Genomic DNA, 10,431 nt, shown 5'->3' with positions numbered 1-10,431 from the left:
GGCGCTCCACCTTGTCACCGCCCGGAGATCCTGGTTTTCGGCCCACGCCGACAACGGGACCCGCCCCTCAAGGGGCCGGCTTTGCGGTGGGGCCGGACACTAGCGATCAACTATGAATCCCAGCCGCCGCGAACAGACTGCCGGCAACGGACTCGTAGTGTTGCCAGGGGCGACTCGCAAGGGCCGGTTCGTGATCGGATGCGGGCGACAGAGGACGCCGGCACGTCCGCGCGCGATCCTGTGTGACTGGTCGTGTGCCCACGCGGTGTGTCGACCGGACCTGGTGCACACGATCAGCCGTGCGGCCCCTGAGCTTCCGAATGGGCCACACATGATCATTGTCGGGTCGCGGCCGGCGACGGTGGCGCACCGCCTAGCTCCGCGGTCCCACGGGTGTCAGGCTCATGCTCGTCCAGCCCGGAAGACGGGCTCTGTCGATCTTGAGCGACCCGCCCACAGCGACGATGCCCGCGGTCCGTGATCCCAGAACGTGATCCTGTGCGGCTGGTCGGGGCGGTTGGACGCCCGGGGCGTGATCCTGTGCGGCTGGTTGGGGCGGTTGGACGCCCGGGGCGTGATCATGTGTGGCTGGTCGTGCGACCGCACGGTGTGTCGACCGGATCTGGTGCACACGATCATCGGTGCGACCCTCGATCTTCTAGATGGGCCACACATGATCATGGTCCAGGATCGTGGCCCCGCGACGGTGGCGCACCGCCGAGGTCCGCGTCCCACGGGTGTCGGGCTGTACTCGTCCGGTCCGAGGACCGACTCTGTCGATCTTGACGACCCGCCGGCGGCGAACAATGGGGAGGCTCCGTTCCCGATCCGGGGCGGCGGAGCTGGTGGATCGCGGATCGAAATCCCGGATCCGCCGTCCTAGATCGGGCACACCCGGCACCACGCGTCCAAAGGGTGGACCATCCCGATTCGTGGACGCTTCAGCACAGCTCGTGACAGCACCGTGTTCTTGGCCTACCGGCACCTCGGAGCCGAGCGCGGCAAGAGCTCCCTGGTCAACGCGCTGGCCAGGGACAGGTCGTGGGTGAAGCACCGGCTCGGACTTCTGCCGGCTCGGCTCCTCGACGATCTCATGGAATAGATCGTCGAGGTGGTCCGCCCGTGGTACGAGCGAGGTCGTCTCGGGGCCTCACGCGCCGTTCCCGGCCGGACGTCGATGATCGTGTGCGCGCACGGCGTGTCGACCGGACCTGGCGCACACGAACAGCGGTGCGGCCGGCAGCAGCCGCGAGGCGGCCTCGATCCGCCGCCTGCCGGCTTCGTCCTAGGACGCGCCAGCGGTGGTGACGGCGACCATTCATCCTAGGATGCTCTACGGAGTGTGCGGCGGCTGACAGACTCAGGAGGACGGCACCGACGGGGGAGAGGCACGGCCATGCGCGTTTCGATGCCCAGCCAGGCGGATCCCTGGTTGCGGATCACCCTCGATGTGCCCGGTGCGTCGCCGGCCGAGGTGGTCAACGCCTTCGTGGATCCCGCTGCCGTGCGGCGGTGGTGGGGTGGCGCGCAGCTCACCGTTGAGGAAGAGGTCGGTGGGCGCTACGTCGCCTACTTCGATCGGCTCGACCAGACCATGCGCGGCACCATCACCGCGCTCGACCCCGCGGCCGGCACGTTCGCGTTCACCTGGTCCTGGGACCACGAGCCTGAGCTGCCCGGCCGTCGGGTCGACATCACCGTCGAGCCCGGTGCCGTATTGCAGCTGGCGCAGGGCGAGTACGACCACGCAAGCCGGATCGACCGCGACGAGGCCCGTAGTCACCGCGAGGGGTGGGAGTTCTTCCTGCCCAAGCTCGTCGAGGCGGTGCAGGCGCAGCGCTAGGGTTTGCGCGCCCGCCGGGTCGGGAACCTATTCGTTGTCCGAGGGAAACAAAACCCGGGAGTGACGATGAGCTTCACCGACAAGGTGCGCAACAAGATCGAGGAAATCAAGGGCGGCACCAAGGAGAAGTACGGCGACGCCACCGACGACGAGCGGCTGCAGGCCGAGGGTCAGGCGGACCAGACGCAGGCCCGGACCAAGCAGGCCGGTGAGCACGTCAAGGACGCCGGCCGCGACATCAAGGACGCCTTCAAGTAGGCGACATGCAGAAAAGGGGGGCCCGCAGCGTCGCGGGCCCCCCTTTTCGTGTGCTTACGCCTGTGCGGCCCACCAGTCCTGGCCGGACTTGGGCAGGGTGTCGATCGGGTCGTAGTACGGGAACCGCTTCGTGAGCGCCTCGCCGTCCGCGGACTCGATCGAGGTGCGGTAGTTCTTGGTCCAGTACGAGATCCCGCGCTCGCGGTCGTACTCGGTGAGCATGTGCACCCACCGCTTCCCCACGAACGGCACGTCGCAGACGATCCGCGGCGTCGCGTAGCCGGGGAGGTAGCCCATCATGTCGTGCTGGAGTTGGTGTGCCTGCCAGACCGGGACCCGCCAGTGCTCGGCGTTGGGGATCATGTCGCACATGTAGAAGTAGTACGGCAGGATCCCGGCCTCGCCCTGCAGCGCGAAGCAGAGGTCGAGCAGGTCGGCGGTGGTGGCGTTGACGCCGCGCATGAGCACGCCCTGGTTGCGCACGTCGCGGACGCCGACCTCCAGCGCGGTCTGTGCGGCCCGGGCGACCAGCGGCGTCAGCGACTGTGCGTGGTTGACGTGCGTGTGGATCGCCAGGTTGACGCCGCGCCGGGCGGCGGTGCGGGCGACCCGCTCCAAGCCCTCGACGACGTCGGGCTGGAGCCAGTGCTGCGGCAGCCCCATGAGCGCCTTGGTCGCGAGGCGGATGTCGCGGACGGTCTCGATGGACAACAAGCTCATGAGGTACGACTCGAGGTTGCGCCACGGCACGTTGGCGACGTCACCGCCGGAGACCACGACGTCGCGTACGCCAGGATGCGCCTTGAGGTAGTCGATGTGGGCCGCGTAGCGGTCGACCGGCTTGAGGGTCAGCTTGAGCTTGTCGACGGCCGGCGTGGAGTTGCCGACGAGGTCCATGCGGGTGCAGTGGCCGCAGTACTGGGGGCAGGTCGACAGGAGCTCGGCGAGGACCTTGGTCGGGTAGCGGTGGGTGAGCCCTTCGGCGACCCACATGTCGTGCTCGTGCAGCGAGTCCCGGGAGGCGTAGGGGTGTGACGGCCAGTCGGTGCGGCGGTCGGATGCCACGGGGATCATGTAGCGGCGGACCGGGTCGAGGTAGAACGCCTCGGTGCTCATCGGGCCGGTCGGCATCATGGTGTTGAGCATCTGCGGCGTCACCAGCATCGACATGGTGGCGAGTGCCTTCTGGTCCTCGATGAGGTCCTTGTAGAAGGTCTCGCCGACGAGGTCACCGAGGACGGCCTGGAGCTGCTTGACGTTCTTGACGCAGTTGACCCGCTGCCATTGTGCGGATTCCCATTGGTCGCGGGTGACGTGCCGCCAGCCGGGGAAGCGGGTCCAGTCGGGTTCGACGAGGGGGCGCCGCTGGTATTCGTACGGCTGGCCGGTCGATATCGCGTCAGGGGTCCGCGAGCCGAGGTCGACGGTCACGTGGCTTCCTCCTCTGTCCTGCCGGCGGGGGGTGTACCGCAGCGAGCGAAGGCTACTGGAAAATCTTTCGTCCACAAACTATTCTGCCGTAAGTTTTCCTGCCTCGCCCGATTTGATCAAGGAGCCTCCGTGACCTCACCCGTCGGTCTGCACCGCGTCGTCGAGCCGGCGGGCGTCCTGCCGCAGGCAGCGTGGCGTGTGGACAATCGTCCCGAAATCGGGCCGAATGAGGTGCGGATTCGGGTGGAAAGGCTCAATCTCGACGCCGCCAGCTACCGACAGTTGCGGGAGAAGCACGCCGGCGACGGTGACGCGGTGCGCGCCGAGGTGCTCGGGATCGTCGAACAGCGTGGCAAGATGCACAACCCCGTGACGGGTTCGGGCGGCATGCTGATCGGTGTCGTCGAGGCGGTCGGCGTCCGTTCCCCGCTGGGTCTCACGCCCGGTGACCGGGTGGCCACGCTCGTGTCGCTGACGTTGACGCCGTTGCGGATCACCGACGGCCTCAAAGCCTGGGACGGCGGCAGCGAGCAGGTGCCGGCCGAGGGCCACGCGATCCTGTTCGCCCGTTCGATCGTGGCGAAGCTGCCCGAAGACCTTCCCGCCGAGCTCGCTCTCGCGGTGCTCGACGTATGCGGCGCGCCGGCGCTCACGAGCAGGGTGGTCCAAGCCGGCGACACGGTGGCGGTGCTCGGCGGTGCGGGCAAGAGCGGTTCGCTCGCGCTCGCGGCCGCCCGGCGCGCCGGCGCGCGTCGCACGGTCGGCATCGTGCCGAGCACGCACGAGGCCGACCGCCTCAGCCGGGCCGGCTTGGCCGACGCGGTGGCCATCGCGGACGCCCGCGACCCGGTGTCGCTGGCCGAGGCGGTGACCCGCGCGCTGGGCAAGCCGGCGGACGTCACGGTGGTCTGTGTCGACGTGCCGGGCTGTGAGCACGGCGCGATCCTGGCCACCGACGACGGCGGCACCGTGATCTTCTTCTCGATGGCGACGAGCTTCGCCGCGGCGGCGTTGGGCGCGGAGGGCCTCGCGGCGGACGTGACGATGCTGGTCGGCAACGGTTACGTGCCCGGGCACGCGGAGTTCGCGCTCGGCCTGCTGCGCGCGGAGCCGGCCGTTCGGAGCCTCTTCGAGCAGCGCTTGCGGGCAGACTGAACCCCATGGAATCGACGCTCTACGCGGGCGGCGCCCTCTACGCGCCGGCCGAACCCCAGGCGACCGCGTTGTTGGTCCAGGACGGGCGGATCGCCTGGCTGGGCCCGACCGCTGACGCGCCGGCCGCGGACGTCACCGTCGACCTGGGCGGTGCCCTGGTCACGCCGGCGTTCGTGGACGCGCACGTGCACGCCACCGACACCGGGCTGGTGCTCGGTGGCCTGGACCTGAGCGCGGCCGCGTCCGCGGGTGAGCTGCTCGACGCGGTGGCGCTCTACGCGACCACGCAGCCGGCCGACGCGATCGTGATGGGCCACGGCTGGGACGAGTCGAAGTGGCCTGACCAGACCCCGCCGACGGCGCAGGACCTGGCCCGGGTCGCCGGCGGCCGTCGCGTCTACCTGACCCAGGCGTCGGTGCACAGCGCGCTGGCGTCGAGCGCGCTGCTGGCCGCCGCGCCCCGTGCCGCGGGCGAGCCCGGCTTCGCGGAGACGGGGTGGGTGCGGGAGGAAGCCCATCACGCGGTACGCGAGGTCGCGCTCGGCTCCCTGTCGACGGCGCAGCGGGAGCGGGCGCAGCGGACCGCGTTGAGGCATGCCGCCCGGCTCGGCATCGGCGCCCTGCACGAGTGCGGCGGCCCGGGCACCTCGAACGAGGCGGACTTCACCGGCCTGCTGGCCCTGGCGGGCCCGGAGCACGGCCTGCCGGAGGTGTACGGCTGGTGGGGTGAGCTGATGGCCGCCGCGAAGGCCAAGGAGCTGGGCGCGGTCGGTGCGGGCGGCGACCTGTACGCCGACGGTGCGTTGGGTTCGCGGACGGCGTACCTGCGAGAGCCGTTCCTCGGCGGCGGCGGGTGCGGTTTCTCGTACGTGTCGGCGGAGCAGGCCCGCGACCACATCGTCGACTGTCACGAGCACGGCACGCAGGGCGGGTTCCACGCGATCGGTGACGCGGCCCTGCACGACGTGCTGGAGGGCTTCGCGGGCGCGGCGAAGCTGCTGGGCCTCGACGTGGTCCGGCAGGCCCGGCACCGGGTCGAGCACGCGGAGCTCGTCGACAAGGCGATGATCGCGGCGTTCGTCGAGCTGAACCTGACGGCGAGCATGCAGCCGGCCTTCGACCGGCTGTGGGGCGGACCGCGGCAGATGTACGCGCAGCGCCTGGGCGTGGCCCGGTCGATGGAGTCGAACCCGATGGGTGCGATGCACGGCGTCGGTGTGACCCTGGCGTTCGGTTCGGACTCGCCGGTGACGCCGCTGGACCCGTGGGGTTCGGTGCGGGCCGCGGTGTCGCATTTCAACCCGGCGCACCGGATGGCGGTCCGGTCGGCGTTCGCGGCGCACACGAAGGGTGCGTGGCGGTCGATCCACCGGGACGGTGAGGGCGTGCTGGCCAAGGGCGCGCCGGCCACGTTCGCGGTGTGGCAGACCCCGGCCGGGGTCACCGGCGGGATGCCGAACCTGGTGTCCCCCAACCCCGAGGAGCGGGGGCCGGACGACCCGACGCCGCTGCCGCGGTGCCTGCGCACCGTCGTGCGCGGAGTGACGATTTTCGAGGAGTGAGTGAGCGGATGGCGAAGCTGGATCTCGATCCGGCGCTCGTTGCCCGGGCCCGGGAGCTGGCTCGCCGGGCGGGGCAGCCGGTCGTCGACCTGGCCCGCAGCCACACGACGGTGTCGGTGGAGCGGGCGGTGCTGCGGCTGGCCGGGGTGAGCGGTGCGGACCCGGACGGCATTCCGTGGGTCAACCGGCTGGTGGACGCGGTCGTCGACGAGGTGGGGCTCGAGCACGGTGTGGCGCTGCCGGTCTTCGCGGCCCTGCAGCAGGAGGGGCTGACGCCGGCGGACCTGACGTTGCTGGCGCAGAAGGCGGCGGCGGGCAGCGTGCGGTTCGGCGCGCCCCGTGGCAAGGAGGCGACGGCGGCGCGCAAGCTGGCGACGCGGGCGACCACCGCGGGCATCAGGACGATCGACCGGCGGCGGGCCGAGCGGGACCGGCTGGTCAAGCGGTTCGGTGACCCGGAGCAGCGGCCGTGGATCTACCTGATCGTGGCGACCGGTGACATCTACGAGGACATCCCGCAGGCGCAGGCGGCGGCCCGGGCCGGCGCGGACGTGATCGCGGTGATCCGGTCGACGGGGCAGTCGCTGCTGGACTACGTGCCGGAGGGTCCGACCCGGGAGGGTTTCGCCGGCACGTACGCGACGCAGGAGAACTTCCGCCTGATGCGGGCGGCCCTCGACGAGTCGTCGCGGGAGCTCAAGCGGTATGTCCGGCTGACGAACTACGCGTCCGGGCTGTGCATGCCGGAGATGGCGACCCTGGCCGGGCTCGAGCGGCTCGACATGATGCTCAACGACTCGATGTACGGGATCCTGTTCCGCGACATCAACCCGATCCGCACGTTCGTCGACCAGCGGTTCTCGCGGCAGGTCCACGCCCGGGCCGGGATCATCATCAACACCGGTGAGGACAACTACCTGACGACCGCCGACGCGGTCGACGAGGCGCACACGGTGACGGTGTCGCAGCTGCTCAACGAGTTCTTCGCCCACGAGGCGGGCCTCGCCGACTGGCAGTTGGGTCTCGGGCACGCGTTCGAGATCAACCCGGACGTGCCGGAGTCGTTCCGGCTGGAGCTCGCGCACGCGCTGCTGGCCCGGGAGCTGTTCCCGGACGCGCCGTTGAAGTGGATGCCGCCGACGAAGCACATGACCGGCGACGTGTTCCGCGGCAACCTCCTCGACGGCTTCTTCAACCTGGCCGGGACGATGACCGGGCAGGGGATCCTGCTGGTCGGGATGATGACCGAGGCCGTGGTCACGCCGTGGCTGTCGGACCGTGACATCGCCCTGCAGAACGTCCGGTACGTGCTGGGCGCGGCCGGCGGGCTGCACGAGGACTTCGTGCCGGCACCGGGCGGGTTCATCCAGCAGCGCGCCAACCGCGTGCTCGCCGAAGCGGTCACCCTGCTGGAGAAGATCGAGGGCGACACGCTGCTGAAGGCGATCGCGGACGGCACGTTCGGGATCATGAAGCGGCCCGCGGACCGCGGCAAGGGCCTGGCCGGGGTGGCGAAGCACGCGGACGACTACTTCAACCCGGCGACCGCGCTGCTGGAGGCGTCGTGAGCGACATCGTGCGGCCCTACGGTGACACCACCGGTGACGGGATGGTGCAGCTGTCGTTCACGCTGCCGATCCCGCACGACAAGCGGGCCGAGGGCGCGGCGCTGCAGCTCGCGGCGAAGATGGGCATGGAACCGGCGATGCTCGTGCACGCCAAGCAGATGGGTGACGGGTTCACGTTCTTCGTCGTGTACGGGCGCGTCAACCACCTCGTCGACGTGTCCAAGGTCGAGGTCGTGGAGCGGGACTTCCCGCTGCTGTCGGCCAAGGAGGTCAACGCCGCGGTCAAGCGTGGGCTGCGGCGCAAGCTGTCGGTGGTCGGCGCCTGCATCGGCACCGACGCGCACACGGTCGGCATCGACGCGATCCTCAACGTGAAGGGCATCGCGGGCGAGAAAGGCCTCGAGTACTACCGGGAGTTGAAGGTGACCAACCTGGGTGCCCAGGTGACGGTGCCGGAGCTGGTCGCGGCGGCGCAGCGCGAGCGGGCCGACGCCGTGCTGGTGTCGCAGGTCGTCACGCAGCGGGACGCGCACCTGCACAACACCCGGGAGATGTCGGCGGCGTTCCGGGAGGCGCTGCCGGCCGACAAGCGGCCCCTGCTCGTGGTGGGCGGGCCGAGGTTCGACGAGACGATGGCGGGTGAGCTGGGCGTGGACCGGATCTTCGGGCGGGGTACGACACCGGGCGAGGTGGCGTCCTATCTCGTGCACGCGCTGGTGACCGCATGATCACCGTGACGCACCGGCGGTACGTGCCGTACTCGCACGCGCACTACGGCGGCAACCTCGTCGACGGGGCGTACGTGCTGGGGCTCTTCGGCGACGTGGCCACCGAGGTCTGCATCCGGATGGACGGCGACGAGGGGCTGTTCGCCTCCTACCAGGACATCCAGTTCCGGGCGCCGGTGCGGGCCGGCGACGTGATCGAGATTTCGGCGACCGTGGTCGAGGTCGGCAACCGCAGCCGGCGGATCGAGTTCGAGGCCCGGGTCGTCTGCCGGGCCAAGCCGCACCACTCGGAGTCGGCGGCGGAGGTGCTCGACCCCCCGATCGTGGCGACGACCGCGACCGGCACGGTGGTCGTCCCGCCGAAGCCGTGAACCTGGCGCTGTGCGCCGACGTCGGGTCGACGTACACGAAGGTGGTGGTCGTCGACCTCGACGGCGGTGCGGTCGTCGCGGCGGCCGACCACCCGACCACCGTGTCGACCGACGTCCTGCACGGCCTGGACGCCGCGGCGGCCGCGACCGGCCGGTCGGTCCCGGCCGACCGCTGGTACGTGTGCTCGTCGGCCGGTGGTGGGCTGCGGCTGGCCGTGGTCGGCTACGAGGAGTTGGTGACCGCGCAGGCCGGGCACCGGGTGGGCCTGTCCGCGGGCGCCCGGGTCGTGCACGTGTCCGCGGGACCCTTGGGGTCGCTGGCGGAGCTGCGGGCGGCCCGGCCCGACGTGGTGCTGCTGGTCGGCGGCACCGACGGCGGCGACGCGGCCGTGCTGGCCCACAACGCGGCGCGGCTGGCCCGGGCCCGGTGGCGGGTGCCGGTGGTGCTGGCCGGCAACGCCGACGCCCGCGACTCGCTGACCGCGCTGCTGGCCGGGGCCGGGGTGCCGGTCACCGCGACCGCGAACGTGCTGCCCCGCATCGGGGTCCTGGAGCCGGGGCCGGCGCGGGCGGCGATCCGCGACGTGTTCCTGTCCCACGTGATCGGCGGGAAGCGGCTGTCGAAGGGGCGGCGGTTCCCGTCGCTGGTCCGGGCCGCGACGCCCGACGCGGTGCTGACCGGTGTCGAGACGCTCGCGGACCACACCGGCGGTGACCTGCTGGTCGTCGACGTCGGCGGCGCCACCACCGACGTCTACTCGGTGCTGACCCCCGACGGCCACGCCGACGACGTCGCCGGCACCCTGTGGCGGGCCCGCACGGTCGAGGGCGACCTGGGCATGCGCTGGACCGCCCCCGACGTCATCCGCGCGGCCGAGGCCGAGCGGATGTTAAGCAACGGTCCGTTGTTAACGCTTTCCGCAGAGGAACGGTCCGTTCCTAACGCCGGGGCGCAGCTCGGCGCCGTGGCGGAGCTCGAGGCCGCGGCCGCCAGGCGCGCCGCTACCCCGGGGTTCGTGCCCGGCAGCGATGTCGAGCGGGCGCTGGACCGGCGGATCGCGGCCCTGGCGGCCACGGTGGCGGTCCGGCGGCACGCCCGGGGTCCTGCGGGCAGGGTGGCCCGGGATCTGCGCGACGTGCGGCTTCTGGTGGGCTCCGGCGGGGTGCTGCGGCACGCCGCCGCCGGTGAGGCCAAGGAGGTCCTCGACGCGGTGCTCACCGACCACGCCGGCGGGTGGCCGGTGCCGCGGGCCGCGCAGCCGGTGGTCGACGTGTCCTACGTGCTCGCCGCCGCCGGATTGCTTGCCGGGGAACACCTTTCGGCTGCACGGGCCTTGCTGGAACGCCACTTGTACGGCGGCTGAACGGCAGATGCCGGGTGCATGATCGGGCATCCGTGCGCGCCGATCGCACACGGTCGCGAACACGCCGACGCGACACGCCGGGCCGCACGATCCGAGGCGCTACAACGGTTGACACGCCTAGGGGTCCGCCGCGTACCGTCGTTGAGTCCTA

Annotated in this window: 9 protein-coding genes; 8 read left to right on the top strand and 1 reads right to left on the bottom strand. The window is 71.2% G+C overall.

All coding sequences use genetic code 11. The features are described 5' to 3' along the window. The first annotated feature begins 1,396 nt into the window (after positions 1 to 1,396). Together Air01nite_RS30855 and Air01nite_RS30850 are read left to right on the top strand one after the other, a co-directional pair. A complete protein-coding gene (locus Air01nite_RS30855; protein ID WP_203706856.1) occupies positions 1,397 to 1,843 on the top strand; it encodes an SRPBCC family protein in 447 nt (148 codons plus the stop codon). A 66-nt stretch (positions 1,844 to 1,909) separates the two neighbouring features. Further along, positions 1,910 to 2,101: a CsbD family protein gene (locus Air01nite_RS30850; protein WP_203706855.1), complete on the top strand. Its 192-nt coding sequence runs from the start codon at positions 1,910 to 1,912 to the stop codon at positions 2,099 to 2,101. A 54-nt stretch (positions 2,102 to 2,155) separates the two neighbouring features. Here the strand turns inward: Air01nite_RS30850 and Air01nite_RS30845 are convergent, their stop codons facing one another. Further along, the gene (locus Air01nite_RS30845; RefSeq protein WP_203706854.1) at positions 2,156 to 3,532 is read right to left on the bottom strand and encodes a KamA family radical SAM protein; all 1,377 of its coding nucleotides are present in this window, start codon (positions 3,530 to 3,532) and stop codon (positions 2,156 to 2,158) included. Between the two features lie 129 nt (positions 3,533 to 3,661). On the opposite strand from Air01nite_RS30845, the gene kdd reads away from it, so the two are divergent. From kdd to Air01nite_RS30815, 6 genes are read left to right on the top strand one after another with little or no spacing between them, the layout of a single operon-like run. Continuing rightward, entirely contained in the window at positions 3,662 to 4,687 is a 1,026-nt protein-coding gene (gene kdd / locus Air01nite_RS30840) for an L-erythro-3,5-diaminohexanoate dehydrogenase (protein WP_203706853.1), read from the top strand. A 5-nt stretch (positions 4,688 to 4,692) separates the two neighbouring features. Continuing rightward, positions 4,693 to 6,249, top strand: coding sequence for an amidohydrolase (locus Air01nite_RS30835; RefSeq protein WP_203706852.1), 1,557 nt, complete (start codon positions 4,693 to 4,695; stop codon positions 6,247 to 6,249). An 8-nt stretch (positions 6,250 to 6,257) separates the two neighbouring features. Continuing rightward, entirely contained in the window at positions 6,258 to 7,817 is a 1,560-nt protein-coding gene (kamD, locus tag Air01nite_RS30830; protein ID WP_203706851.1) for a lysine 5,6-aminomutase subunit alpha, read from the top strand. Then, positions 7,814 to 8,545: a lysine 5,6-aminomutase subunit beta gene (gene kamE, locus Air01nite_RS30825; RefSeq protein ID WP_203706850.1), complete on the top strand. Its 732-nt coding sequence runs from the start codon at positions 7,814 to 7,816 to the stop codon at positions 8,543 to 8,545. Before kamD ends, kamE begins: the two co-directional genes overlap by 4 nt. Beyond that, a complete protein-coding gene (gene kal, locus Air01nite_RS30820) occupies positions 8,542 to 8,916 on the top strand; it encodes a 3-aminobutyryl-CoA ammonia lyase (RefSeq protein ID WP_203706849.1) in 375 nt (124 codons plus the stop codon). The genes kamE and kal overlap by 4 nt, the downstream gene beginning before the upstream one ends. After that, the gene (locus Air01nite_RS30815; RefSeq protein WP_203706848.1) at positions 8,913 to 10,280 is read left to right on the top strand and encodes a glutamate mutase L; all 1,368 of its coding nucleotides are present in this window, start codon (positions 8,913 to 8,915) and stop codon (positions 10,278 to 10,280) included. The genes kal and Air01nite_RS30815 overlap by 4 nt, the downstream gene beginning before the upstream one ends. Positions 10,281 to 10,431: the final 151 nt, after the last annotated feature.

This window comes from Asanoa iriomotensis (genome assembly GCF_016862515.1).
Classification (GTDB): domain Bacteria; phylum Actinomycetota; class Actinomycetes; order Mycobacteriales; family Micromonosporaceae; genus Asanoa; species Asanoa iriomotensis.
This window is presented reverse-complemented; position numbering and strand designations above follow the sequence as displayed.

Excerpts from the sequence above, each read along its gene's own strand:
- Air01nite_RS30855 (WP_203706856.1), top strand. The coding sequence starts at position 1,397 with ATGCGCGTTTCGATGCCCAGCCAGGCGGATCCCTGGTTGCGGATCACC.
- Air01nite_RS30850 (WP_203706855.1), top strand. The coding sequence starts at position 1,910 with ATGAGCTTCACCGACAAGGTGCGCAACAAGATCGAGGAAATCAAGGGC.
- Air01nite_RS30835 (WP_203706852.1), top strand. The coding sequence starts at position 4,693 with ATGGAATCGACGCTCTACGCGGGCGGCGCCCTCTACGCGCCGGCCGAA.
- kamD (WP_203706851.1), top strand. The coding sequence starts at position 6,258 with ATGGCGAAGCTGGATCTCGATCCGGCGCTCGTTGCCCGGGCCCGGGAG.
- kal (WP_203706849.1), top strand. The coding sequence starts at position 8,542 with ATGATCACCGTGACGCACCGGCGGTACGTGCCGTACTCGCACGCGCAC.